Source organism: Cupriavidus sp. 01L43, from assembly GCF_056399925.1.
Window position 1 is genome coordinate 357,507 of the sequence record NZ_JBFTSH010000003.1, and the last position, 26,755, is coordinate 384,261.

Consider the following 26,755-nt stretch of genomic DNA (forward strand, 5'->3'; position numbering starts at 1 on the left):
TCATGATTGCCCCTCAATGGCCCGCAGTAGACTGCTGACACCATTCCCGTCGGCGTACACGATCGGCCGCATACCGCGATGAGCGAAATGTAGTCGGTCGCCGCATGCTTGGCAGCCGCCCAGGCGACTACGAACAAATCACTGCACGTCGATGTCGCAAGCGATGGTTCGCAGGGCAGCCTTGCCGCGCGCGGATTCTCGGCTTAGATTTTTCATCGGCGCGATCGGCGCATCAGCTATCCCGAGCGCGTCGTACCATGTGCGATTGACTTGTACATTGGATTCTATGGCTGTCAGCGCGTTGCCGAATACCCCCAAAGTTCAGGTGGAACGGCCCGCGAGCAGCAACTGTGGGACTTGTACCGGGCGTTGGCGGTGGATTGAGGGCGCGGTGGTGTCGGCAGATCAAGGCGCAGCGACCGATGAATCCAAACACGGCCCGCCCCTACTTGCTGGCTTGTATCTGCCTGATCACACTCTCGACAATTCTCGTCGTGCCGCTGCCCTGAACCTGACACAGCGCGTTCGGGTCCCGCAGCGAACTCTTGATGCAGAAAAATGCCTGATGGGTGGCCACGCTCGAAACGAAGAACACGTAGTCGGCGTGGCGCGTGAGTTGACGTAGCCTGGGCGTGCACTCCGTATCGCTGTTCGCCGTGACCTTCAAAGTCGGACTCAGGGTCTTCAGTACACCCATCGCTCTATGCGTCGCCTGACTGTCGAGGCTGTATATCATGACGCGGGCATCCGTGGCGAAGGAATCCCGTTCATCGAACTTCTCAACCTCCTGCGTTTCCAGCTTGAAGGTAATCGAAGTCTCCCCGGCAAGCAGTAGCAACAACGCTTTCTGCGCGTCGGCGAGGCGCGCTGAGTACTCGCTTCCGGCGCTCAGGACGGCAACGATCAGCTGATTGCGCTCTTCCTCGCTGCGCGTCGGCGCGATGACCAGCCCGTCGGCCAGATCCAGCGCCCATCGCATCACGTACGGAGAACGCACCAGCGTAAAAATCTCGAAGAGACGCTGCATCAGTTGCGTGTATTGCTCGGGGGTGGGACCGGCCGTCACGAGATGAAGCGCCGCCTGCTTGATGAGTTCCAGTTCGCTTTCCCCGAAGCGGTCGCGCACCTGCATCGTTTCGATCAGGCTGCGGTAGAGCGGAATGAAGCGCGCGAGCGGCTGCGTTCTTTCGACGAGCCAATCGAACCATATGGGCAACAGTGCATCGAAGGTGCTCGAGTTGCTTAGCGCCTCGTCCTCCATGGTTTGAACGAGGCGTTGCGCCATGGCGTCGTCTATCTGCGTGGCGGCATCGGTGTTCGCCAGCTCGCGCCAGTGTGCCACTATGCTTCCGACAGCCAGGTCGCCTTCAGGTTCGACGCGCAGTTGCGCCTCGAGATTCTCCGGCGGCCTTGTAGCGGCGAGCTGAGTGACATCGGCGTAGAGGCGCGCGCGTCTCTGTTGCACGCTGCTCAATAGCGCGTCCGGACTGGATTTCGCACGAAGCACGGTTTTGTCCGCGCGCAACGGGTCGTCGATTTCCTTGGCGCAGCGGAGCAGGGCTTCCAGGACTTCCGTGGTGTCGGGGAGCACCCATAGGAGTTCATAAGCTTGTTCGTACCGCTCAAACTCCATCTCTTCCCGAGCAGCTTCGAAGCCACGCTTCGGAGCCGACGCCTGAACGAAACTGGCGACGGCGGCAGTGGCCGGGCCGAAGGCGTCATCGCCGAGATCGGCGAGCCACTGCGCGCACAAGTCCGCCGCAGGCCGCTCTTGCGACAGTTCGTGGAGCAGGAACGACTTGAGCGCGGCGGGCCGACGCGAGCGGCCGAGCGAGCGGAGCAAATGTCCTGAGGCCGGACGAACGTCCGCCTCGAATGCCGCTATCAGGCGCTGCGCATCGCCCGTCTGCTCGACCGGACGAAGGTACCTTTCATAGAGCGCTTCCCAGATGTCGCCAAAGGTCTCCGGCGGCAAGCGCAACTTGAGCACATACGGAAAGTTGGGGTGCTCGAGTATCTCTTCCCAGCGCCCAAAAGCCGCGGCAATTCGGATGTCCAGAAAGGCCCGGTTCTCGGCGCTCAGACCGTGCTGTTCGCGCAGCGCCGCGACCGCTGCCCTCGCTTCGCTCTCGTTCTTCGCCAGAAGCGCCCAGTCGAGAGCCGCGCGCCACTGGTTGAAGGTGCGGTGCACAAGCGTGCGGCGCAACGGTCGGAGTTGCAACAGCGACCAGTAAGCCTCCCATTGCTCGATGATGTTCTTCTCGAAGTTCAGATGGGTGGCGCGGAACCGCACGGCGTGGAACTGATGTCGCTCGAGTATCGCATCGGCGGCGGTCGGGTCGACGGTCGTCGAATCAAAATCGGCATAGCTCGGGCCGATGAAGGCGAGCAGGTCGGCCCGCACGACGCGCTGTCCAAGTTTGTCCCGCACGCACGCGTACCAAGTCGTCAAGCCATCCTGCGCACTCTTGAACGGCAAGAGCACGGGAAAGTCGACAGCTCCGTTCAGGGTGCGTTGGATGGCAGCCTTCAGTTGCTGTGGAATCGGCTCAGCATTCGACGCTTGTCGATCGCGCCCCGGCCGCTCGGTGGGAGCGGCGAACACATTGGGTGCCACGAAGAAAGCCGCGAGACACGCGGCGGCCGCTTCGGCGTGCTCCGACTGCAGATCAGAAGCCATGATTGTTGAACTCTATCTTGGCCTGAGCGATATGCCGGGGATCGAAGTCCAAGGTAACGACTTCCTCGTTGAGTGAAATGCCACGCTCCGTGAAGTTCATCGATCCGGCAATCAGCACATGATCCGTCAACAGGCTTTTGGTATGCAGTGTCCCACTCTCTTTCCAGTCGCATTTTTCCAGCAATCCGGAGTCAGCGAGCGCGCTGAATAGGCGCTTCTCGAATGGCTTGTTGTGGCTGTCTGGACGCACGCGGATGACGAGTTGCGTGTCGTTGGCCGCGATGGTCAGCAGCACATCGATCAGACGAATCTCGCGCCGGCTCCATTCTGGGTTGAGGCCGTCAAAGCCGCCTACGCCGTTGTCGAAGATGACGATGTTGCTGATCCACGGCGCGAGCAGATGAACAGTCTTGCTCGGCGCAAGCAACTCCTGCGCGAAGACGGCCGCAAGCGCCTGACGCGCCGCTTCCGGGGCCGAGGTGGCCGATTTAAATATGCTTCGGGACATACTCATGCGGATTCCGGAATCGAGAAGTGCAGCTCGATCATGTCGTTGCGCCGCTTGACCGACGACAGCGTTGCAAATACGTTCAGATAATCGAAATGGATAGGCTCGACGGTCAGTGCGCGCACGAGCGACGGGATGATTTCCCCCGCCTGCGAGGCCGCCACGGCAAACACCGTCTCGAACCGCGTGGTGAGCTGATCTCGCGCGAGCTCCTCCCATCCCGACTGTGTCGGGTCGATCGGTGTCGGGTGTTGCGTCAGCCACTGTTCGAGCAGCAGACGCTCGGTGGCGAGGGCCGGCACGAAGCGGTTCGACAGAGGCAGGCCGACGGCGCGCAACGCATGCCCTTGCGGCCAAAGCAGACCCATCAGCACGCCGAACCGCCAGCTTTCGCGGTCGCTTGTCGGCAGGTTCAGGCCGAGGCTCGAGAACGCGGCGTCGAGGCGGGTGTCGCCGCTGAAGACGGCGCACATCACCCGAACATCGATCTCGATGCCGTGCGTGGTCTCGAGCATTTGCCAATGGCCGTGAATCTCCGCGATCAGTCTGTCGACTTCTTCGGGACTATTAGGCCGCAGAATGCGAAGGCTCACGGCCACGGCGTAGCCATGAAACACCGCATGGCCGCGCCGGACCAACTCCGCGCGCAGTTTGGCGAACTCCGCCTGTGCGGTGGTCGGGCTGCTCGAATTGCGAACCCGCATGACCGCTTCGACCAACTCCTCGTCGCGGGAATCACCGCCGATCCAGGCGACCAGTTGTTTCAGTTGCGCATTCGTCCACTCAAAATCGTTCGCTCCCAGTGCGGCTTCGACGTGCTTGTAAAAGTCGTCCGAACGCGAGGCGAGCAGATCGGCGACCTGTTCGATCATGCCGTTGCCGCCCGGACTGGTCTCGGAAATCCAGATTTCGGCACGGTCCGGCGGGGTTCCATCCAGTCGGATGCCGGGATCGATGTCCACTATCAACCCTTCGGGGTCGACCTGCGGACAGGCTTGCTGAATGGCCTCCAGGCAAGCTGCGCCCAAGGTTGCGCGAACGGTTTGCGACAGCCAGTCCTCCCACTCTTCGTCAATCGTCGCGACGAGCACCCGGGCTGCGTCGCGCACCGCGTGACGCACCTCTTTCGCATGCAGCGCTTGTTCGAGCGCCTGCCGAAGCCGGTCCGGCCCGTCCTCGCCGGCTTCGGTTTCTGGCAACTGAAAGACCGTCGAGAGCACGCCGCCCAGAACGTCCATGCGCGCGCCTTCAGCCAACTCGTCCAAAGCTTCCGTCAGGGAGACGTTCGCGTTTCTGGCCATGAGGATCGCCCCGATCTGGAAGATCTGCGCGATCCATCCGCGAAGGAACGGATTGGACACCGCTGCGACGAAGCTCGGGCAGTGCTGCGCTTCCCAGTTGTAGCGTGCGGCGCGCGCCGCGCGGGCACGCGCTTCATCCGACCAGTCGACGCACTTGTACAAATTGGGCGGAAGATTCAGGACGATCACCAGCGCGTCTGCGTCGATCTCGAATCCAATGCCACAAGGCTGCTCTTCTTGCACGAAACGCCAGTTGACCGTGAGCCGATGCGATTCATTGCCGACTTGCATGCGCATGTCCGCACGCGAGGCGATCGCATAGCGCCGCACCACGGCGGCGGATTGTCTCGCGTGGGTGTGGGCGATGATCGCCTTGATCAGCCGGCTCACGCCAACATGCGATGCCGGCAGATACTCCGTCCCCTCGCGAGGCGCTTCCAGATGCGAACTCCATTTCAGTTGAGCGTTGGAGGTGTCGTTCAGCCCGGGCAATCCAGGCTGTCGTCGTGGCGCTGCTTGCAGAATGGCCGTGCTCGGCCGAAAGGCGCGATACGTCACCACCTGGCCGCGTTCGAGCCGATGAAACGGGCGCTCGCGGTCCGTTTCGTACCACTCGTCAATATCCGCGTCCTGATCCAGAATCGCCTGGTTCATGCCAAGATAAGCATTGAGCGTTTCCGCGGATACGCCGAGCCAAAGCGCATCGTCGAAGCGCCGCGAGACCTTGCCGGGCGCGAATTCGCCCAGGCCTTGCTGAACCGGAAGAAAGTGGTCTTCCCCGTCGTCGCCGGGCAAAGCCAGACGCATCTCGGGCAGGCTCAAGTCGTCGAAAAGGTTGGCCGGAACGTAATCCGGCAGCGGATGCTCGGCCCGATAATCCGGGTGCGCCGGATCTCTCCCACGCCATTCCGTTGCCAGACGCCGCATGGCGGTGGGAACGGCGCCGAGCAGAAGCGGGCGCGGTTGCTCCCACAACAGCACGTCCATGTCCTCGCGGGAAATCGCGAGCCGATTGCGCAGAGAAAGAGCCAGCCGTTCGGCCGCCTCCGGTTTGGTGACGAAGGGCTTCAGCCATGCATGAAGGCGCCGCTGGCCCAAGCGGGTCTGCAGCCAGTTGGCGCCCGACCATTTAATCGATTGACCCCGGTCCTGTGGCGCGAGCCGCAAGGCTTCGCTTCGCAATTGATGCCACGCCGAAGAAAGTTCTTCGATGGGTACCTTTCCGACGAGTCTTCTAAGTTCGCGCCGATTGTTCTCGCCCCAATACTGGAGCCGTGAGGTATTGCAGGGGCCTTTTAGGTCCCGCCACACTTGGATTTCGAGGCGGTCTCCATGCGTCATATCGCCGAGTTCGTCCAGCAACGCATAGACCGATTGCATGCGCTGCACGTAGCGGTTCGCCAGCGGCAATTGCCGCGGCGGCAGTTCGGGGTCGAAGAGTTGGTCGTACGCCTGATATGCGAGCCGGTCACGCCCATAGTCTGTAAGGACAACCATCGTCCAAGGCCGCATGTGACGGGTGCGTCCCGCCCGTCCCTTGCGCTGAAGGAACGAGGCGATATCCCGTGGCGCCTTGTGCTGCACAACCACGCCGACCGCTGGATCGTCGAAACCGACCTCCAGCGCGGCGGTCGCCACGACGACCTCGCTGCACGAACTTACTCCGGAATCATGGGCGGTCGTGCGGGTGACTTCGAGCCGCGTGGTCAGATTGTGTCCGATGTTCTCTGGCACGCGCCAGTCCTGGCCTGCCTCGTATCTGCGTCCCGCTGGATCCACGCGATGACGCAGGCGGGCGAGACCGCCGTTGGGATAGCGCAGCATATTCGGATAGCCCTTGACGTTTCTGCCTTCGGCATCCAGAAGATTCCTGAACAGGCGATTCGCGGCGTCCAGTTGGTCGGTGAAGGCGAAGGCACGCCAGCCGAAGAACGGGTTGCGGTTCTTGTCGAAGCGCTCGCGCAGGTCGAGCAGGCGTGTGGCAAGCATCAAGGTCTGGATGGTCGTCGACAGGAGCGCTGCCTGGGAAACCGGGTCGCCGCGTAAGGCGAGCAAGTATTCCGCGCCTTCGTCGGTGAGGTCGCTTTCCTGAGGCTTAATCTCCTGAACGATCACCTCGCTCAGCCCCGTCAGACTCGCGAAGAAGCGCCGCCCTTCAGCAATCGTCGCCGACAGACCGACAAAGCTCGAACGCCTTCCGCTCGCGCACCACCATCTGCGCATCAGGTAAGCAACCTGGGCGCCGTAAGTGCCGGAATACAGATGCACCTCATCCATGAGGACGAGGCCGGGCACCTCGGTGGCGTTCGGGCCGACACCGAAGAGATGCCGCAACTTCGGATTGGAGAGATGGCGATTTAGCATCTCTACCGACGTGAATAGAATGTCGGGCGGCTCCTTCTCCATGGCTTGGCGCGTGAACATCAGCCGATCGGACTGAACGCTGTGGCTGCACTTCTTGCAAACGAGGCGCTCGGTCGGCAGCAGATTCTTGTCCTCGCTGAGCACAGCCATTTCCCCACCGCAACCAGGCACTGGGCAACTGAAGAACGGACAGATGGATTCTTTCGCGTTGGATCGCCACCCCGACCGTTTAAATGCGTCGCTCCATGTGTCGGGTGTCTCGCCATAAAGCACACCGACGCGAAGCCCGGAGCCGCCCTGGCTCGCGATCCAATCATCGAACTTGCGGCATTGGTCATAGACCTCTGCCAGCTGATCCTTGAGCAGTTCATTGCGTGGATAAAGCGCCAGCACACGCACCGACTGGCTTTTCGGTGACGCAACGCGCCGCTGTGCGAGCCACGCGAGCGCGGGCAGATAGAAGGCGAGCGTTTTGCCGCTGCCCGTTCCGGCGGAGACTAGGGTGCCCGTCAACGTGAGGCTGGTGAGTCCGCCGAGAATCCGCGCGGTGGCGTCGACCTGAAAGCGCGACAAGCTCGTGTTCGAGGGCAACTGCTCCATCCAGTGCCCGACCGCTGACACGAGAGCGGGATCCTTCACAGCGTCGCCGATGGCGTCCATCACAGCTTGCCGGCTTTGATCGCGTTTGGGGTATCGCCGAGCACGCCGAAGGAAACGGTAGTCCGCGACCAGGGTGGGTGCCGACGCCCACTGCGTGCTGCCTGCGTGTTTTGGGAACAGTTGACGGAGCCGCGCGATCAGGCGCACGCCTTCGGCCATGCGGGTGCGCCAGTGTGTGTCGTCGTTGTTCGGTCCTGGCACGTCGAAAAGCATGCCCAGACTCACGAGTTGGTCGCGCAAGTCGCGCGCGCTGGCGATGTTGCAGGCCACGTCGTTGCGCAATGTTGCGTTGCGCTCGTCGTCGAGGACCCGGTCGAGCGCTGCACGAACTTCCTCGGTGCTAAGCGCGTTGTCGACCAGACCCCAGACGAGAGCGCGCGCCTCGATCTGCTCCAGTTCGTCCAGCGCCCGCTCGGCCAGAGCGAGATCGGGCGTCAACGCCATGTCGCCACCGCCCGTGTCTTGATGACGAATCTCGTCGCGTCATCATGCTTCTTCAGCCAGTTCAGCACTTCGTCGGTCAGATATTCCAGCGCCGCGCCGCCCGATTCGACGGCTTTGAAGAACTGCTTCACCGAGTCGGGCGTGGGCGTCAGCGTGGAAAGAATCTCTCGCAGTTCTTCGACGCAGACGCGCAGCGACTCCGCCGACTGCGCGTTGGGCGGCATGTCGGCGTTCTTGAGCGCCGCGTATTGACTGAAGAGCTCGCGGTAGCGGGCGAGGGCTTTCTGATTGCTCGGCGTCACGGGCTCGCGCGCCGTGAGTGCCGACGACGTTTCCACTGTGCCGAGGTCCTGGATCAGCGCGAGCCAGTTCGTGCGAATGGCGTCACTGCAGAGTGCGTTGGCCTTGTCCGCCTGGTTGAGCAGACGTCGCCAAAGTTCGTTTTCAGACAGCGATTCGAAGCTCCCTTCGGCCAGGCGCTCACGCGCTTCTTCGCAATGGGCGCGGGTTGCCTCGTTGGCCTTCTGAAGTTCGACCAATACCGCTTGCGGCAGCGACAGATATCCCGACTTCGTCAGCAACTGGGCACGTTTCTGTTTGCGCTCGCTCCATTGGGAAGCACGGCTTTGAATGGCCGACAACTGGTGGCGCAATTGATTCGCTTGTCGAGCCTTGTCCAGGCCTGCTAGTGCTTTCCGGGCTTCTTCAAGCAATGTTGGCATTATTCCTCCCACGCCAGGGCATCCATCAATGCGTCATGCGCCCGGATGGCCGCCAGGTCGTCGATTGAACTGGTCTGTTGATCGATGCTCTTGCCTAGAGCAGCCAGGAAGCTGCGCAACAGGCTCACGTCTTCGTGAATGGCGATGAGTCGCGGCAGCGGAACAGCGGTCAGTGCCGCCAACCGCCCATGCGTATCCTGGGCTTCTTCAGCCGAGCGCATCTTGCGCAGACGCTGGATTGTCGTGTCAATGCCATCGGCCGAAAGCCGCTCGATGGCCGCGTGCACCGCCGCCGCGGTGAAATTGCCGGACGGCCAGTTGGACAGGCGACTAGCATAGTTGACGACGTTTTTCATTTCTTCTCGCCACGCCACGCGGGCGTGGTCTTCGTCGAACGCGCCCGCAGTTTCTGGCAAATAGCGATTGACAGCCGCCTCGAGGTCGCTCAGCAATCCGTTGATGGAGCGCGGCGAAAGGCGGTCCAAGGCGTCGAGCACATCCTCGCTGTCCTTGAGTCCGCGGCCCTTCAATGCAAACACCCACTTGCCCTCGATTTCCTGTTTCATGGCCAGGCGAATTCGTTCGGTGTCGATGGCCAGTATCGTGGTGCCGGAATTGCCCTGGTACGCAGCGAGGTACTTCTTCAGGCGCTCTTGCAATTGGATCCGCCCGCAGGTTGCGCTTCGGCGTCGCTCAAGTGCCCGGCGCGCCACGGCGTCCAGTGACTCTTCCTTCACGCCCGGTTCCGCCGGTGCGGCGGAAAAAAGGTCTTTCAGGCTCGGGTTCTCTGGACGCGTCGTGATGCCCAGCAGCAAATCTTGCCGATGCAACGCGAGCATTGCGATTCCAGCGTCGCGGACCGCCTCATTGAGCATCAGGTCCAGCACCTTGCGCTCGAGTTCCTCAAGCAACATATTGGCCGCAGCATAGTCGTTTTCTGCGCCCGGATAATCCCACGATCCGTCTTTGATGTCCCAGCGGTCCAGCGCCTTCAGTCCCGCGATGACATGAGGGAGAATCGCGGCATCCGGCTGCGCGAGCTGGATTATCGGCCCGGACGACGGGTTGCTGATGTTGCTTGCCGGCGGCAACCAAAACCAGGCGCCCTCGACCTTTTGGCCGTGCAGGCACCAATCGTCGACATCGATTCGCTGATTCAGCGCATTGGCCAGAAGCGTGCGAGTTCTTCGCGAGACATCCTGGGGCAGGCGGACGTTAGGATCCCACGCTTCCAGCGCCTCCGCATACGCAGAGGCGGGCTCGGCTTTGTCGGTCGTGGTTTGACCGTTGGCGGTCGTTGTATCGACGTCGGAACCGGTCTGGCCGGCCCCGACGGCGGTCTTCGTCGGCGCTTTCGTTTCCGTGGACAAATCGACCTTGCCCGGCTTTTGGCCTTCACCGTCGAACGGCCAGGACACAGAAAAGGCCTTGAACAAATCGGCGGAGACCTGAGCAGGCCCGGCGAGCGTCCGGGGATTGCCCGCCCAGTGGAACAGCATCGATTCGAGGCGGCCGCGTTGCTCCAGCGAGAAGCCGCGATGCTGTAGCGACAGGCTCACATCGGACTGGACTCTCGGACTGCGGAGATTCGCCGGCGGGAACGCGCCTTTGTCGAACAGGGAACGGTGGCTCAGCGTCTTGTTCAGGACTTCGTTGATAAATGCACGCGGATTGAACTTCCAGCGGTTGTCGATCCTGAGAACGGAGGTCGCGAGAGATCGAATGGCTGCCGCATTGAACGGAAACAGGCTATAGCCCGCCCAACTGCGTCCGAACGCTTCGAGCTGTTCGGAGGACGTCGCATCGACCACGGTTTCGAACTTGGGCACCCATGCATAGAGATCGTCGAGATCGCGCTCCGCGGCCTGGAACTCTGTCTTCAGATGATCAATACCCCAGCGCGCCGCATTCAGGTAGCGGCCCGTGAGTTCGATGAGCAGCCGCACCACGGTCTCCTCGTCGATACCTTCGCTGGGCACCACCCATTCCACTTTCGCGCGTGTAAGCACCGTCTGCCGGTCGCCGAGAAAGCCGTCGGTGACCGCCACGGCGGTGCGGATTGGCGCACGCACGCGCTCGCCCTTCTCATCACTCTCGGCAATCATGATGTCGAGTAAGGGCTGCTGAATGCCGGAGAGCGCGGCGAGATCCTCGATCAGCAGGATCAGTTCCTTGCCGTCCTTGAGCAATTGCTTGCGGATGTCGTTGACGACTTCCTGGATGGTGCGCTGATTCAACGCCTCGGTGAAGCGGAAGATGGTCCGCAAGGCCGGATCCAGCACCTCCTGGAGCACCTCAGCCGCGGTTGTCCGGTTGCTTCCATTCGCGCTCGCCAGATAGGCCAGCGCGCGGTGGACGACGTCTTTGAATTCCGCGCCGGCCATGGCCTCCTCCGGCGCTTCGAAGTCGGACGGCTGGAATTGCCGTTGCGCCGGATCGGCCGTTCCTCCGATACTCGATTTGACGATCCGCAGCAGCACATTCTTGAACCAACGATCCCGAATGTCGGGGTCCCGAATGAGATTGCGCAATTGGCGAGCAATTGTGATGCGAGGCCCGTCCTGAAAATTGCGCTTCGCGCGGCCTTCCTCCATCAATCGCTGCGCATAGGGCTCGAGTTCCTCGGCCAGTGCGGTGGCGAGCAACTCGGCTGCCTTCGGCGGATCCAGCGCTTCCACGGCGCGCCCGAGATCCTGCGTCAACGCGTGATATTGATTGCCGCTGAGCGGCTCGAGGATGAGCTCGACGACGCGCCGAAGACTGGCCGTCTTGGGGATGGACACGACAACCATCTTGCCACGCTGCTGATGGCGGTCTAGCTGCGCGCCAAGCCAGCGTACCATGTGCGATTTGCCGACCCCAGACGCCCCGGTGATGGCGATGACCACCGAGCTGCCGTCGTTGATCGGTCGCATGAGCGCGTTGAGCAGGTCGTTCTCGGTCGCCGCGTCCTCGGCTTTTGATTCGGCGTTGCGCCGCATGAGCGTGATCGGCTGATGGACCGCGAGGAGCAGCGCCTGGTCGACGGTTTCCGCTTCGGTCCGCATGCACGCCTGGGCCTGCTCGGGGCCGGGCCAGTATTCGGTCAATGGGTTCATCGCGCCGCTCCTGTCCTCGGTCTGGCAATCCAATGGAAAGTGAGATCGTTTCGGGCGCCGCTTGCGCCGGTCAATGTGATCGAGCTTCCCAGATCCGATCTGGGCTGTAGCAAGATGTCCCCCGACTGCCTAAGATTGAGCAGCGCCCTCGATAGCGCAGTGGAGAGCTGCCCTTGCCGCAAACGACCAAGCACATTCGTATCGACTGCCGCCAGTACTTCTTTTTGCCACATGCCCTCGTCCACGACAGGCAAGACGCCCGCGAGCCGGTCGACGAATTGCGCAGCGGCGATGTCTTCGCCTTCGTCCAGAATCCGGGGCAAGACATCGCGCACGGCGACGGTCGGATCGATGTCCGCATAGGGCTGCTGGCTGAAGCCGAGGAAGCGCGACCAGTACTGCAGGCCGGCGCGCCGTGTACCGTTACGCAGAAGCCATCGATCTGGGTCGGCGATCTGTTGCGATTCTTGCTCTTCGATCACATCGAAACCCGTGCGATAGACGTTCTGGGCCAACAGCCAGGCGAGACCTCGCGTGAGGTCGGCGGCTAACGCGCCATGAGTGGCCCAGAAGTCCGGATTGTTCTCGGGTGCAAGAACACGTGCGCATGCAATGCGGCGTGTAAAGGCGAGCAGCTCCTGCTGCGTGTTGCGCAAGCGGTCTTCGGGCCGCTCGGCCACGTCGATCGTACCGTCCACGTCGCGAAACAGCCCGAGCTGCGTCCAGCGGTTCAGTGTTTGCCGCGCCTTGTCGCCATCGTCGCCGGCCATGGAGAGCGGCGCCACCGTGTCGAGCAGTTCATCTTTCAGTATCGGCTTCCTTGCGCGCAGCACCGTGGCATGCAATTTGACGAGTACGTTGGGCAAACCATCGTTGGTAATGTTTAGCAGACTCATGCGCTCAATGCCTGAATAGCGGTTTCTTCGTCGATGTGCGGCAGCACGCTCGGCCACGTGCGATCAGGCCGTTCAGGATCGCGGATATCTCTCTTAACGATCATTACGGTCATTGCGCTGGGCGAACTTCTAAGCGACAAGTTCAGTGAGGGTGAAATTACTTCGGAGGACAAAACAATTAATCTTACTTCGTCCCTGCCGCCGGTCGGCATGTCGGAAGCGGCCGCATCGAACGTATCGATGAAGGCATCTGCATGCAGCCGCCTGAGCCGCTGGCGCATCATGCTCATCAGCCCCGACGGCGTCTCGCGCATCATCACGACCGTGTGAGGGCGCAAGCGGCTGATCAGTGCGTCGAGAAGACCCGGTGCGGTTTGATGCAGCAGCCGCTCCACATCATCCACGACCACGAACGTTAGATTCGAGAGCAGGCGCGGGAAAGCGCACAACGCATCGGCGAAGTCGGGACGAGGGTCGAATTGATCTAGTCGATCGACGAAGGGCGCAGGCGCCACCGGCTCCTTCGATCGTTCCGCCCAATGACTGCGGCAGCCGCCGCAATACGCCCGAACCGGCGCATAGGCGACGGGCATGGTCAATTGATAGAGTTCGCGCAGCGCATCTTCGACGGGACGCTCGTTGCACGCGATCGACTCCATGAGTCTGGTGGCCATCTGCGCGGCGCGCGCTGACTCGCTCCTGGCATTATGTAGGCTCAGTTCGAAGACGCTCCTCGTGCGGTGATCTGCGTTCGAAAGACGGACGGCGGCATAGCGAATCGCCGTATCAGATTCATCCAGGTCGCGACTCGATGCACCAGATGTATTCGATGCATCCGGCCGGCTGGCGCTCAACGCTGTGAGTTCGATAAGACCGGCGCAAGCCATCAGGTTGAGCGTGCGTAGATTCCACTTCAGATTGGACTTGCCGCGGGAAGCGAGGTCTGGCCTCAACCGATTGAGGTCGATCCAGATGTCGCCGTGCTCCGAGTCGCCAGCGATCGAATGATCGATCATCGCGGTCCAGCGCTGGAACCCGAGTTCGTTGCCGATATGACGTGCGGTCGCAAGACCAAGCGCCTGTTTCACGTCATCGGCCGTATAAAGCAGAAGGCTTGCCGAAGCGATTCCATCGCGGCCGCTGCGTCCCACTTCCTGATAGAAGCGGTCGAGTGATTCCGGAAAGATTGCGTGGACGATCGTGCGCACATCGCCTTTGTCGATGCCCAACCCGAAGGCCGAGGTAGCGATCATGCCGTCGAGCTCATTGCGCTCCCATCGTCCGAGCAGCATTTTCCGGTCGCCAGCGCGGGTCACGCCCGTGAATTGCGCGATCCGCTCGAACCCCTTTTCCCGCAGCAATCTTAGCCACGCGCGCGCCTCGTCCGGGCGCGTCACGTAGAGGATGAATGGCCGCGGCGCTACTTTCAGCGCCTCGATCACGCGCTCCTGCTTTTCTTCGAGGCAAGCGCAACGCGCCGCGGCATGGCGAGGTTCCGGACGAAGATAGACGCCGGAAATCAGCCTGGTTTTGTCGGGAGGACCGAACTGCCGCTTGAGCACGGTCACGGTGTGCGGCGTGAGGGTCGCCGAAGCGAGTACGACGCGGATCGGGCGCGGAGTCAGGGCGCGCAAGCGCGCGATCAGCGCAGGAAGTAATTGGAACGAGGGCCGAAATCCGCTGCCCCAGGTCGCGACGAGATGCGCTTCATCGACAAAGACATGCGTGAGGCCGCCCGCTTTCGCGCACCGTTCGAGCAACGCCCGCAGCGAGCCGGTCGCCGCTTCGGGCGAGGTGAACAGGATGCGCTGCGAGCCTTTGCTCACGGCGCGGAAGATGGCGGACCGCTCCTCAATTGTAAGGCCGCTGTGGTAAGCGAATTGATCGTACTCCCGATCCGAGGCCTTGTGCTTGAACAGTTCGGCCATACGTCGGCCCTGGTCGATGGCGAGTGCAACCGTCGGCACGATCGCCAGCGTCAGATGCCCTTCGCCATATAACAGCGGCGGCAATTGGGCGAGCAGCGACTTGCCGTTTCCGGTTGGCAGGGCCGCGATGAGCGTGAGGTCAGCAGGCATGTGAATCAGGCTGCGGATGGCCTCGCGCTGACCCGCACCGGTGAACGACTCCACGCCGAGCAGGTCGGTGACGATCGGCTCTGCGCTGACGCGCTTCGGTGCGAGTGCCTGAAGGCGATCGTAGACGTCATCGAAGAGATCCCTTTGTTCGCCGAGCCAGGGCAGCCGTGGCTTCGCGGCCTGGATCTCCAGCCGGCTATCGAATGTCAGTACGTCGAACCCTGCATCCTGCCAGGCTTCACGGTCCGGCCAGGCCGGCCTTTTCGCGACCTTCAGCCACGTCGGGCCCGCGTTTTTTACCTGAAGCAGCAGCCACTGCCTGATCAGGGCGATAAAGTCGGCATGGGATTGGCGCGGATGCTCACCGGCATAGGTCGAAAGCACTTGCCTCAATCGCTCAAGCAGGTCATTTGCGCCGGGCGCGGTGAGGGCCGCCGAAGCATTCGGCCAATCCGCCAGGCATTCGCGGAGTTCCGCATCACCGAAGGTAAGACGGCTCATTGCTCGAACGGGTTATCGGAGGCCAAAAAAACGGCGCCGGCGACATCAAGGGTGAGTTCGGGCTCGGCGAGCGCGCCCCGCAGCGCCGCGTAGAGCGTGTCGTCATTCGACCGCTCGGCGAACTCGCGCTGCCGCTCGCCGCCGGAAAGCCGGGCGAGACGGGATTCCGTCTGTGCGTGCCGCAACTGGACTTCGCGATCCAATGCATCCAGCGCGTGCCGGACATGCTGCCTGAACGCTTCCGAACGAAGCGCGGCTGCCTCGGCATGCTTGCGCGCTTCGGCGCATAGCGTTGGCCAATTCCGCAGCCAAGTCGACTGAACGGCGGAGGGCAGGTCGCGCCATCGGCGCGGATTCAGATTGTAGTCTCGGCGGCTGCCCTGCCACCTGTCGTGATAGGCAGCGGTCATGTGGTTGGATGGATCCGGCACGAAGGCGCCGGTACCGTCCGCCCAGATGCGGACGAACAGCGGTGCAAACAGCGCTTGCGACTTGCGGGCGAGCGCCTGATTCAGAATCGATTTCGATTCCGGGTCCAGACCTTCCGTCGTGACGACGAATGGAGCCGGTCGGATGATGAAATCGAAGCGAAAATACAGGTCGGCGCCGCTCGAGTCCTTCACTTCGTATTCGCGGTCGACACGCCACATAGCGAACGCGCGCCCACGGTCGTCCTGCTCGCAGAATTGCTCGAGTGCCTTCACCAACGGGTCGCCCACGCGCAGCACGCGCACGCCCTGAGCGCGTGCGCTTCGGGTTAGCGCATTCTGCCGTCGGAACACATAGCGGTACGTCAAGGGCGCGCGCGAGTTACCGTTTGGAGCATCCAGATCGATGCTTTGCAGAAAGGTGCGGAGATAGCCGCCCATCGGAATCAGGGTCACGGGCACCCCGTCGTGGTGAACGTAACCCACCCTGAAGGCTTCGTCCGCGTCGTCATTCGTGGGACGCACACCTTCCCACCGAAACTGAAACTTCAGCGCCTCGCTCGCGAAGCGTCTGAAGGCGGTTCTCCATTCGCGCCATGCCTGGTCCCGCTCTATGAGTCGGTCGATGGCATCCGATTCCTGCTCCGCGAGTGCGTCCAGCGCGTCCTGCTGGTCGATCTGCTTGCGTTCGTGCGCCACACGGCCGTCCGCGCCAGCAAGCCACGCCTGATGTTCCCGAATCGCCGGCGTCCCGCGCCCGATCCACTCCTCCGACAGTTGTTGAGATGCGGATTCGATCAGATACTGCAGGCTTGCCACTGAATCGTTAAAGACGCGCCATCCGGTGTCGAGCGTATCGATCCAAGCCACTTCGTCCGGGTTGGCCTCGTCCTGCAACGCATACGAAACGATGGGATCGCCCGTGCCGAAGCGATCGAGCCGGCCCAGTCGCTGCTCGCAGCGGTTGGGCGAGCCCGGCATGTCGAAATGGACGGCGACTTTCTTGCCCCCATGGAGATTGACGCCTTCCTCCGCGCGCGCATCGCACACGAGGACGCGCACCTTTTGCGGCGCTGACAGGAACTGTTGCCAGGGCAGCGGGCTATTTTCGTCATCCTCGAAGTCAACGCGTACCTCGTGACGGACGACCTGCGCCCCATACGAACGACGAAGACGCTCGGCGGCACGGTCGGCGTCGGCGCGTTCGCAGCAAAAGACGACTACCTGAGCGTTGGGAGTGGCGAGAACGCGTTCCACCGCTTCGGCGAGCGCGTCAAAGCGCTCATTGCCGTCGCGCATGCGGTTGGCGCTGCTGTCGAGGACGGTCGCGATTTCTCGCGCGTCATCGTGGTGCACGCCGTTTTGCTGCAGCAGCGTGCGCATGGACACGACCTGGCGGGGGTTCACCGCGGCTTCTATCAAGGCTGCGCGAAGCGAATCGGGCAGTGCATCGAGACCGCTCAGGCAAAGTCGCAATTCGTCGATTCGATCTCTCCATCGTTCGGTCGAGGCACAGATGAACGGCACGCGCTTGAGGCCAGCACGCTTTGGCGTGGCCCATTCGACGGACTTGCGGCGATTGCGCAGCAACCGGCGGTGCAAGCGATAGCTTTCTAGGAGATGCGTCTTCAAGTCTGTGAGCGCTGCGATGTAGCCTTCGTCCTGCTCGTCCGGGAACGTGTCGATGACCTGGCGCAAAGCGTTGATCTTTTCCATTAGCACGAGGTCGTCCCCGTACGCCTCTTCCAGGCGCGCGAGTTCGCCCGACATGCTCCAGAGATTCTCGGGCACCAGTGCAGCGACCACTTCGGCCACGACTTGACGCGTCGCGATCCGGCGCTCGAATCCATCGAGATCGTCGAGAGGAAACGTGACCGGATCGAGCAGGTGCAGAACTCGCAGGAACCCTTGAGGGTCGGACAAGACTGGCGTGGCGGAAAGGAGGAGCAAACGGGGAATGCGCTGCGCATGGGCCTGCAACAACTGATAGAGCCCATTCTCCCCTTCGTCGGCCAAGCGAGAGAGATGATGCGCTTCGTCGACGACCAAAAGGCCAGCACTGGGCAGCACTGCGCGTAACTTATCAAGGTCGTCATGACAGACGACGTGGAGTACATCATCCAGCCAGTCCGCGAGCGCGAACCTTCCCGACAATTCCTCACGCCACTGCGACACTAGGGCCTGCGGCGCAATTACGATAGCGTGTGCGCTGTCAGGCGCATCGAGAAAGTACTGGCGGATGATCACGCCAGCTTCGATAGTTTTGCCCAATCCGACTTCGTCGGCGAGCAAGTAACGTTGCACAGGGTCCGTCAGCACTCGGCGGACGACTTCGAATTGATAGTCAACCAATTCGATGGACGACGAAAGCGCTGCCGTGATGCCCGACGCCGCGTTGTATTGCAGCATGACGTGGCGGGTGAAGGCGCCCCTAGAATCCGCCAGAAATGGCGTCTCAGTTGCCTCGCTGATCAACAGAGGTAAGGGATCCAGGAGCGGGCGATTCCATCGGATTTGCAGGTCGGCGGCTTCGACACTCACCGACTCTCCATTCGGAAACTGCACGAGAAGGTATGTGCCGTCGTCCTCTAGAACTCGGCCCACTTGCCAACCACCCGTCGAATGTCTTCGATAAACGCGACTCTGCGCTGGCAATCTCGCTAGTTTGATCTGTGTCAATGGACATTCGATCTCTGCCGCTGTCTCAGCACCTGGCGCATTGAAATACCGAACGCGGCCGCGCCCCTCTATTGCCCCAACGAACTTTCCGATTCCCAAGTCAGCGTGTGGATGCAAACTGACTCGTACGAAGGCGCCAGTCGCTATGGAAGTGGCTGCCATCATCAACCCTTGGTCGGTATGGAGCGCAAGCCATCACTCATTGCGCTGCGTGAACTCGGCTTCAGTTCTAGCAACGCTACGGAGTACCCAGTGGAAAAACCGAATCGAACTTGGTCCATTTCGAATGGCGTTTTTTTTGCTCTTTAGCCTAACTTTCACGAGGTAGGCCGATCAGCTATTGCTGCTCGGCCTTTGTACAGTCGCAAAATTCGGGGGCCAATCGTTCTATGGCGCCCTCGCTGTAGCAACGCTTTTTGTTTGGCCAGCGTCGGTCGACGAACTCGATCGTCCATCCCTGTCCTAAGTCATTTATTTGTGTAGTTTTCCCAGCCATTCTGAAAACTTACACGGCCCCGAAAAGTCTTGATCAACTATTTGTGGTTTTTCTCAACTATTCTGAGTTCCTACACCACCTCAAACATCAATATTCCGCGCCACCAGCGCATTCGATTCAATGAAATGACGACGCGGCTCCACTTCGTCGCCCATCAGCGTGGTGAAGATCTGGTCGGCCGCGATGGCGTCTTCGATCTGCACGCGCAGGAGGCGGCGCTGGGTCACGTCCAGCGTGGTTTCGAACAGCTGCTCGGGGTTCATCTCGCCCAGGCCCTTGTAGCGCTGGCGGGACACGCCGCGCTCTGCTTCGGAGAGCAGCCATTGCATGGCCTGGTGGAAGTCGGACACCGTCTGATCGCGCAGGCGTTCGCCTTCGCCGCGCTTGACCTTGGTGCCTTCCGGGATCAGGCCCTGGAAGGTCGTGGCGGCGCGGGCGAGTGCGGCGTAGTCGGCGCCATGGACGAAGTCCGCGTCCAGGTGCGACAGGCGCACGTTGCCGTGGTGCCGGCGTGCGATCATCAGGCGGTGCTTGTCGGTTTTCTCGTCGAATTGCGCATACACGTCAGCGGTGCCGTCGTCGTTCACGGCGGCGCCCAGCAGCGTCTTGGCGTGCATCTCGGCCAGCTTGGCCTTCAGCGCCACGGCCGAGGCTTCCGCCGCGGCCGCGTTGTCGAGATCCAGCACCACGCCGTCGGCGATGGCGCGCAGCGCGTCCGGGTCGACGATGCGGGACAGGCGGCCGATCACGCCTTCGGCCAGCTGGTACTGGCGCGCCAGCTCGGTCAGGGCGTCGCCCATGATCTCGCTGCCGTCCGGGCGCGTCAGGGACGCCTTCTCCATCGCCAGCTTCAGCAGGTAGGCGTTGAGTTCGTTGTCGTCCTTGATGTACCGCTCTTCCTTGCCGTGCTTGATCTTGTACAGCGGCGGCTGGGCGATGTACACATAGCCGCGCTCGATGATGTCCGGCATCTGGCGATAGAAGAACGTCAACAGCAGCGTGCGGATGTGCGAGCCGTCCACGTCCGCATCGGTCATGATGATGATGCGGTGGTAGCGCAGCTTCTCGAGGTTGTAGTCGTCCTTGCCGATGCCGGTGCCCAGCGCCGTGATCAGCGTCAGCACTTCCTGGCTGGACAGCATCTTGTCGAAGCGCGCGCGTTCCACGTTCAGGATCTTGCCCTTCAGCGGCAGGATTGCCTGGAACTTGCGGTCGCGGCCCTGCTTGGCCGAGCCGCCTGCGGAGTCGCCCTCCACCAGGAACAGTTCGGACAGCGCCGGGTCGCGCTCCTGGCAGTCGGCCAGCTTGCCCGGCAGGCCCATGCCGTCGAAGGCGCCCTTGCGGCGCGTCATTTCGCGGGCCTTGCGGGCCGCCTCGCGCGCACGAGCGGCATCCACGATCTTGCCGCAGATGATCTTGGCGTCGTTCGGCGTTTCCAGCAGGAAGTCGGTCAGCGCCTTGCTTACCAGTTCCTCCACCGGCAGACGCACTTCGGACGACACCAGCTTGTCCTTGGTCTGCGAGCTGAACTTCGGCTCGGGCACCTTCACGGACAGCACGCAGGACAGGCCCTCGCGCATGTCGTCGCCGGACGTCTCGATCTTGGCCTTCTTGGCGATCTCGTTTTCTTCGATGTACTTGTTGATGACCCGCGTCATCGCCGCGCGCAGGCCGGTCAGGTGGGTCCCCCCGTCGCGCTGCGGAATATTATTCGTGAAGCACAAAACCTGCTCGTTGTAGCCATCGTTCCATTGCATGGCCACTTCCACCGTGATGCCTTCCTTCTCGACATTCGCGTAGAAAATGGTCGGATGCAGCACGGTCTTGGCGCGATTGATGTACTCGACGAAGCCCTTCACGCCGCCCGAGTAGGCAAAATCCTCTTCCTTGCCCGTGCGCTGGTCGGTCAGGCGGATGTGCACGCCGTTGTTCAGGAACGAGAGTTCGCGGATGCGCTTGGACAGCACCTCGTAGTGGAACTCCACGTTGGTGAAGATTTCCTCGTCAGCCAGGAAGTGCACTTCGGTGCCGCGCTTGTCGGTCGCACCGATGACCTTCATCGGCGAGACTTCCACGGGGTTGCCATCCGGACCGTTCACGGTCTCGATCACGCGGTTCTGCACCTCGCCCTTGGCGAACTCGATCAGGTTGACCTGGCCGTCGCGGCGCACGGTCAGGCGCAGCCACTTGGACAGCGCGTTCACGCAGGACACGCCCACGCCGTGCAGGCCGCCAGACACCTTGTAGCTGTTCTGGTTGAACTTGCCGCCCGCGTGCAACTCGGTCATGGCGATTTCCGCCGCGCTGCGCTTCGGCTCGTGCTTGTCGTCGAACTTCACCGCCGGCGGAATGCCGCGGCCGTTGTCGACGATGGAGATCGAGTTGTCGCTGTGGATCGTGACCTGGATCTCGGTGCAATAACCAGCCAGCGCCTCATCGATGGAGTTATCCAGGACCTCGAACACGAGGTGGTGCAGGCCAGTACCGTCGGAGGTGTCGCCGATATACATGCCCGGGCGCTTGCGTACCGCCTCCAGGCCTTCCAGGATCTGGATCGAAGAGGCTCCGTAAGAGTTTTCCTGCTGCGGATTTTGCTGGTCGGTCATGTTTTCCTACTCACGATACTCACGGCAAATGCGGAATCCGGTCCCGACGCCGGGCTGGCGCGGGGTCTGGGGTCCGCAATGGCGGGTTACTTAAAAACGGCAAAAGGGGCGGATCGTTGGGATCCTGCCCCTGCTGCGGTGTGTGCCCGGTTGTCTACTGGACAGTCCACGGCCATCCCCGCGTGGGCGGGCATGGCCGGAGTCCCGGTCATCAGATCCGCATCGGCATGACGACGTACTTGAAGTTGTCGTCTTCCGGTACGGTAATCAGGGCGCTCGAATTGGAGTCGCCCAGGCTGACCTGCACCTGTTCGCTCTTCAGGTTGGCCAGCACGTCGAGCAGGTAGGTCACGTTGAAGCCGATATCGAGCGCGTCGCCCGAGTAATCGAGTTCGAGTTCTTCCTGCGCCTCTTCCTGATCGGCGTTGGTCGAGCTGATCTTCAGCATGTGCGTATCGAGGATACAGCGCACGCCCTTGAACTTGTCCGTGGTCAGGATGGCGGTACGTTGCAGCGCCTGCTGCAGCTTCACGCGGTCGATCGCGAACGCATTCTTGTAGCCCTTGGGGATCACGCGCTGGAAGTCCGGGAACTTGCCTTCCACCAGCTTGCTGATCAGTTCGATGTTGGCGAACGTGAACTTGACCTGGTTGGCGGCCAGCTGCACCTGCACGGGATCGTCGTTATCTTCGAGCAGCCGCTGCAGTTCCAGGATGGTCTTGCGCGGGATGATCACTTCCTGGCGCGCGCCGCCGCCGGTGGCCTCGGTCTCGAGTTCCACGCCGCAGTACGCCAGGCGGTGCCCGTCGGTGGCCACGGCCATCACCTTCTTGCCGTCCACGACGAGCAGCATGCCATTCAGGTAATAGCGGATGTCCTGCTGCGCCATGGCGAAGTGGACCATCGCCAGCAGATGCTTGAACGTCTTCTGCGGCAGGCTCACGCTCGCGCTGAACTCCGCAGCCTCGGCCACGGTCGGGAATTCCTCGGCGGCCAGCGTCTGGAGCGCGAAGCGGCTCTTGCCCGATTGCACCGTCATCCGCTTGTCGTTCAGCGACAGCGCCACGTCACCGTCAGGCATCGCGCGCAGGATGTCCAGCAGCTTGCGCGCCGCCACGGTGGTGGCCACGCTGTCGCTGCCAACGCCGCATTCGGCGTGGGTGGTGATCTGGATCTCGATGTCCGTCGAGAGGAAGGAAACATTCGAGCCGGACTTGCGAATCAGCAGGTTGGCCAGGATCGGGAGGGTGTGGCGGCGCTCCACGATGCCGCTCACGATTTGCAGCGGACGCAGCAGATTGTCTCGCGAGGTTTTGACCAATTGCATTGAATTTATCCTTCGTCGTTTGTCGTCAGCGACCGCAGGTTGCGCGCAACTCCAAATTCACTTAGGAATCAAGGAGTTAATTGTGCATTGTACCAAGGATAAGCCGCTGCGGTGAAGCGGGCCGGCTCCGGCGCGGAGGACGGCTGTGCCTAAAAAGCCACGATCCGTCATTTCTTCCCGCCAAGCCGCCCCGACTCACCGCAAAGCCTTATCTGAGGCCGATTTCCCGCGATCCAAGCGTTTCGTTCAGTCGCCCGTTTGCCGCCGGGCGCGCACCCTGTAGTATGCCAGCCCGGCAAGGCCAACCTTTAAAATCATAAAACGGTGCCAGGCGGCGCAGGATTCACCTGCGTCACCGGCTCAGGCATCACCCCTTGAGCGTCTGTTCCAGCACGTGCAGCTCGTGGTTCAACTGCGCGTCCTTGCTCCGCTCGTCGGCGATCTTGCGCACGGCGTGCAGCACCGTGGTGTGGTCGCGTCCGCCGAACAGCTCGCCGATCTCCGGCAGGCTCTTCTGCGTCAGCTCCTTGGCCAGGTACATGGCGATCTGGCGCGGCCGGGCGATATTGGCGGGCCGCTTCTTCGAATACATGTCCGCGACCTTGATGTTGTAGAAGTCGGCACAGGTCTTCTGGATGTTCTCCACCGAGATCTGGCGGTTCTGCACGGTTAGCAGGTCCTTCAGCGCCTCACGCGTGACATCGATCGTGATGTCCTTGCCGTGGAAGTTGCTGAACGCCAGGATCTTGCGCAGCGCGCCTTCCAGCTCGCGCACGTTGGAACGCAGGTGCTTGGCGACGAAGAACGCCACCTCTTCGGGCACGCTCACGTTCTCGGCGGCGGCCTTCTTCATCAGGATGGCCACGCGCATCTCGAGCTCGGGCGGCTCGATGGCCACGGTCAGCCCCGAGTCAAAGCGCGAGATCAGCCGGTCGTCGATGCCGGTGATTTCCTTCGGATAGGTGTCGCTGGTGATGATCACCTGCGCGCGATTCGCGATCAGCGCCTCGAACGCGTAGAAGAATTCTTCCTGCGTACGGTTCTTGCCGGAGAAGAACTGGATATCGTCGATCAGCAGCAGGTCCAGCGAGTGGTAGTACCGCTTGAACTCGTCGAACGCCTTGCGCTGGTACGCCTTCACCACATCGGACACATACTGCTCCGCGTGGATGTAGCGGATCCGCGCGCGCGGGTTCTCCATCAGCATGAAATTGCCGATGGCATGGATCAAGTGGGTCTTGCCCAGGCCCACGCCGCCATAGAGATAGAGCGGGTTGTACGACTTGCCCGGGTTGTTGGCCACCTGGATCGCGGCGGCGCGCGCCAGCTGGTTGGCCTTGCCGGTGACGAAGTTGTCGAACGTCAGGATCGGGTTCAGGCGCGAGCGCTCATGCACCGTGTCGCTAGGCTGGGCGCCGCCCATCGGCTGCGGCTGGCCCGGGTGGGACTGGTGCTGCGGGTGTTGTTGGTGCTGCGGGTGCTGCTGCACATGTTGCGGATGCTGGGGCTGCACGCGGTACGAACGCGCGCTGGCCTCCGACGGGTCCATCTGGGCCACGTCGATATCACCGATATCCGCGCCATGGCCGCCGGCATTGCCTTGCAGCGGATGACCGGTGTGCGGCGCCTGCGGCATCTGCGGCCGCGCCGGGTAGTTGCCCTGGGGATTCAGGGCAGCCATGCCGGGATAGCCGCTCGGCGCGCCCGGGTTCGGATAGTCGGGATAACCGGTTCCCTGCGGCGCATGAGAAGCGCCGTGTTGTCCACTCGGATAGCCGTTGCCGGGTGCGCCCATCGGCGTACCCATTGCAGCGTGCGCGCCGGCGTTGTCACCCATCTGTGCCGTGGCCTGCTGGGTATAGGCGGCCGCGCGCCCCGAGGCGGCAGGGTCAAGGACAAAGTGAACGCTAACCTGCGCTTCCCAATATTCGCAGGCGAGGGCCGTGATGCGGCCCGAGAATTGGCTCTTGACCCAGTCGAGCTTGAAGCGGTTAGGCGCGGCAATCCGCAGCGCATGCGCCTCCTCGTCGAAGGCGACGGGCGCCAACGGCTTGATCCAGGTCTTGAACTGTTGCGGCGTCAGTTCGCGCTCGAGTTGCGCGGCTGCCGCCTGCCAGAAATCTTGCATGTGTTCTTGTTTGGTGATCGCGCCAGGCCGCAGCGCGTCACGAGTATCGGGGTGCCCGCCAATCATCCGGCTTCCCGCCACGCGGCCCCTCGGGGGCCAGCGCGACGCGGCAATGCCACCCCATCGGCGTGCGGCAAGCATCGCCCGATCAAGCGGTATACCAAGGCAGGAAGTCCGGGTTGTGCGTGCGCCACGCGGCCCGTGTAGTGTTTGGACCGGGATTGTACCCCCCGCCTCAAGTTATCCACAAAGGATAACCCTGTGGACAAGTTGTGAAAATTCAGTGGATTGCTGTGCACAACCTATAAAGAAGAACGGCCCGGAGAGGGGCCTGGGCAGCTGATAATCCATCGAAAACAACGAGTTGGACATCTTGGCTACCGCATATAGGTGACCCCGGATACCCACAAGGTTACCCACCGGCCATTGTGGACAATGGCGCACCGACGCATGCGCCTGCCATTGTGGCGGCGTCGGCGGCACTGGCCATCGGTTGCCTTGACAGTTCGCGCGAATATCGGTTAAATGGCGGGTTCTGCGATGCGGCAGGGGATCACGTATGCGCATCGCCGGGTCTGGCCCGTACCGCCACGTGTAAACATGTGCGGCATCAGGCAAGCGGCCTGATCCCCCGTCAGCGCCTCGGCCTTCAGCCAGGCCAGCGGCGGCCGGCAGCAAGACAGAACCAGAATCGTCGGCAGACCGCAGCAAACCCGATCGGAATTGCGGCGGCCCCATGCGAACCATACGCGGCGGCCAAGGCGCCCCGGCATTGGCCGGCGCCCGGAAAGCCCGGATCAACCAGAGAGTGCAACATGAAACGTACCTACCAACCTTCCGTTACCCGCCGCAAGCGTACCCATGGTTTCCGCGTGCGCATGAAGACCCGCGGCGGCCGTGCCGTCATCAACGCTCGTCGCGCCAAGGGCCGCAAGCGCCTGGCCATCTGAGCGCCGGGCGACCGGCCCGGACGGTCGAGCGCCGCGATGGCCTGCCATCGCACCGCGCACTGACCGTCCCCGCCACCGCCTCGCACTCAGGTCAGCCAGGGGCAGCCGCCGCAAGCCCAGCGATCCCGCTAGCTTTGCACAGCGTGTCTACCCATGCCTTTCCCAAAGCCGCGAGGCTCACAAAGACGGATGAATTTTCATCCGTTTTTGCTTTGCGGCCACGGCGTCGCAGCGCACACTTCGTGCTGTACGTGCGAGCCAACGGCCAGGCGCAGGCCCGGCTGGGCATCGTCGTCGGCAAGAAGTTCGCGCCGCGCGCCGCCGAGCGCAACCTCGTGAAGCGCATGGCGCGGGAACTGTTCCGGGGCCAGCAAGCCAAACTCGCGGGCCGCGACATCCTGTTGCGGCTGCAGGCCAAGTTTCCGCGCGCGGACTTCGCCAGCCGGACGGCCGTCCGGCGGGCGTGCCTTGCGGAAATCGCCGGCCTGCTCGAGGTGGCGGCCAGACCCTTGCCCACCGCCCCGCCCGCCGTCGATGCGGCCGGCCCGGCGGCGCCTGCCACGCCCAACGCGCCTGCCTGATATCCATCATGAAGCGAATCCTGCTTGCCCTGCTGCGCATCTACAAGATCGCATTGAGTCCGTACCTGGGCTCGCGGTGCCGCTTCCTGCCTACCTGCTCCGAGTACGCCCGTGACGCCATCGTGCTGCACGGACCGGCCCGGGGCAGCTGGATGGCCGCGTGCAGGCTCTGCCGCTGCCATCCTTTCACGCAGGGCGGGTATGATCCCGTGCCCGACCCCACGAAACACGGGAATGCCGCCGCGGCGACTCCTGCCTCCGCCGCGCCAGGCCGCCCGCCTGTCACGGTCCGGCTCCCGAGACCCTGA

The 26,755-nt window shown here is 62.4% G+C and carries 14 protein-coding genes; 3 read left to right on the forward strand and 11 right to left on the reverse strand.

All coding sequences use genetic code 11. The features are described 5' to 3' along the window. Nucleotides 1–445 precede the first annotated feature (445 nt). The 11 genes from dpdD to dnaA form a co-directional block, all read right to left on the reverse strand. Nucleotides 446–2,680, reverse strand: a complete 2,235-nt coding sequence (dpdD, locus tag AC1DP9_RS08595) for a protein DpdD (RefSeq protein WP_477107065.1) — start codon at nt 2,678–2,680, stop codon at nt 446–448. Next, complete coding sequence (dpdK, locus tag AC1DP9_RS08600; protein ID WP_477107066.1) at nt 2,670–3,194, reverse strand: phospholipase D-like domain-containing protein DpdK; 525 nt, start codon at nt 3,192–3,194, stop codon at nt 2,670–2,672. Before dpdK ends, dpdD begins: the two co-directional genes overlap by 11 nt. Then, nucleotides 3,191–7,957 carry a protein DpdJ gene (gene dpdJ / locus AC1DP9_RS08605; RefSeq protein WP_477107067.1) on the reverse strand — a complete coding sequence of 1,589 codons (4,767 nt, stop codon included), beginning with the start codon at nt 7,955–7,957 and terminating at the stop codon, nt 3,191–3,193. Before dpdJ ends, dpdK begins: the two co-directional genes overlap by 4 nt. Beyond that, complete coding sequence (locus AC1DP9_RS08610) at nt 7,948–8,679, reverse strand: hypothetical protein (protein ID WP_477107068.1); 732 nt, start codon at nt 8,677–8,679, stop codon at nt 7,948–7,950. Before AC1DP9_RS08610 ends, dpdJ begins: the two co-directional genes overlap by 10 nt. Continuing rightward, nucleotides 8,679–11,777, reverse strand: coding sequence for a protein DpdH (gene dpdH, locus AC1DP9_RS08615; RefSeq protein WP_477107069.1), 3,099 nt, complete (start codon nt 11,775–11,777; stop codon nt 8,679–8,681). The genes AC1DP9_RS08610 and dpdH overlap by 1 nt, the downstream gene beginning before the upstream one ends. Beyond that, nucleotides 11,774–12,673, reverse strand: coding sequence for a protein DpdG (dpdG, locus tag AC1DP9_RS08620; RefSeq protein ID WP_477107070.1), 900 nt, complete (start codon nt 12,671–12,673; stop codon nt 11,774–11,776). Before dpdG ends, dpdH begins: the two co-directional genes overlap by 4 nt. Further along, nucleotides 12,670–15,252 (reverse strand): protein DpdF, encoded by a 2,583-nt coding sequence (dpdF, locus tag AC1DP9_RS08625; RefSeq protein ID WP_477107071.1) that lies wholly within the window; start codon nt 15,250–15,252, stop codon nt 12,670–12,672. Before dpdF ends, dpdG begins: the two co-directional genes overlap by 4 nt. Then, nucleotides 15,249–18,524 carry a protein DpdE gene (gene dpdE, locus AC1DP9_RS08630; protein ID WP_477107072.1) on the reverse strand — a complete coding sequence of 1,092 codons (3,276 nt, stop codon included), beginning with the start codon at nt 18,522–18,524 and terminating at the stop codon, nt 15,249–15,251. Before dpdE ends, dpdF begins: the two co-directional genes overlap by 4 nt. 411 nt (nt 18,525–18,935) lie before the next feature. Beyond that, nucleotides 18,936–21,461, reverse strand: a complete 2,526-nt coding sequence (gyrB, locus tag AC1DP9_RS08635) for a DNA topoisomerase (ATP-hydrolyzing) subunit B (RefSeq protein WP_092291126.1) — start codon at nt 21,459–21,461, stop codon at nt 18,936–18,938. Between the two features lie 211 nt (nt 21,462–21,672). Continuing rightward, on the reverse strand, nt 21,673–22,788 hold the full coding sequence (gene dnaN / locus AC1DP9_RS08640; protein ID WP_477107073.1) for a DNA polymerase III subunit beta: 1,116 nt from the start codon (nt 22,786–22,788) through the stop codon (nt 21,673–21,675). Nucleotides 22,789–23,155: 367 nt separating this feature from the next. Further along, on the reverse strand, nt 23,156–24,916 hold the full coding sequence (gene dnaA / locus AC1DP9_RS08645) for a chromosomal replication initiator protein DnaA (RefSeq protein ID WP_092291122.1): 1,761 nt from the start codon (nt 24,914–24,916) through the stop codon (nt 23,156–23,158). Between the two features lie 815 nt (nt 24,917–25,731). Here dnaA and rpmH point away from each other — a divergent pair. From rpmH to yidD, 3 genes are all read left to right on the forward strand, one after another. After that, entirely contained in the window at nt 25,732–25,866 is a 135-nt protein-coding gene (gene rpmH, locus AC1DP9_RS08650) for a 50S ribosomal protein L34 (protein ID WP_008650850.1), read from the forward strand. Nucleotides 25,867–26,009: 143 nt separating this feature from the next. Continuing rightward, nucleotides 26,010–26,447 carry a ribonuclease P protein component gene (rnpA, locus tag AC1DP9_RS08655; protein WP_092292073.1) on the forward strand — a complete coding sequence of 146 codons (438 nt, stop codon included), beginning with the start codon at nt 26,010–26,012 and terminating at the stop codon, nt 26,445–26,447. A gap of 8 nt (nt 26,448–26,455) precedes the next feature. Beyond that, nucleotides 26,456–26,755, forward strand: coding sequence for a membrane protein insertion efficiency factor YidD (yidD, locus tag AC1DP9_RS08660; RefSeq protein WP_092291108.1), 300 nt, complete (start codon nt 26,456–26,458; stop codon nt 26,753–26,755).

Bases quoted from the DNA above. Each gene is read 5' to 3' on its own strand.
- dpdD (WP_477107065.1), bottom strand. From the start codon at position 2,680: ATGGCTTCTGATCTGCAGTCGGAGCACGCCGAAGCGGCCGCCGCGTGT.
- dpdK (WP_477107066.1), bottom strand. From the start codon at position 3,194: ATGAGTATGTCCCGAAGCATATTTAAATCGGCCACCTCGGCCCCGGAA.
- dpdJ (WP_477107067.1), bottom strand. From the start codon at position 7,957: ATGGCGTTGACGCCCGATCTCGCTCTGGCCGAGCGGGCGCTGGACGAA.
- AC1DP9_RS08610 (WP_477107068.1), bottom strand. From the start codon at position 8,679: ATGCCAACATTGCTTGAAGAAGCCCGGAAAGCACTAGCAGGCCTGGAC.
- dpdH (WP_477107069.1), bottom strand. From the start codon at position 11,777: ATGAACCCATTGACCGAATACTGGCCCGGCCCCGAGCAGGCCCAGGCG.
- dpdG (WP_477107070.1), bottom strand. From the start codon at position 12,673: ATGAGTCTGCTAAACATTACCAACGATGGTTTGCCCAACGTACTCGTC.
- dpdF (WP_477107071.1), bottom strand. From the start codon at position 15,252: ATGAGCCGTCTTACCTTCGGTGATGCGGAACTCCGCGAATGCCTGGCG.
- dpdE (WP_477107072.1), bottom strand. From the start codon at position 18,524: ATGATGGCAGCCACTTCCATAGCGACTGGCGCCTTCGTACGAGTCAGT.
- gyrB (WP_092291126.1), bottom strand. From the start codon at position 21,461: ATGACCGACCAGCAAAATCCGCAGCAGGAAAACTCTTACGGAGCCTCT.
- dnaN (WP_477107073.1), bottom strand. From the start codon at position 22,788: ATGCAATTGGTCAAAACCTCGCGAGACAATCTGCTGCGTCCGCTGCAA.
- dnaA (WP_092291122.1), bottom strand. From the start codon at position 24,916: ATGCAAGATTTCTGGCAGGCGGCAGCCGCGCAACTCGAGCGCGAACTG.
- rpmH (WP_008650850.1), top strand. From the start codon at position 25,732: ATGAAACGTACCTACCAACCTTCCGTTACCCGCCGCAAGCGTACCCAT.
- yidD (WP_092291108.1), top strand. From the start codon at position 26,456: ATGAAGCGAATCCTGCTTGCCCTGCTGCGCATCTACAAGATCGCATTG.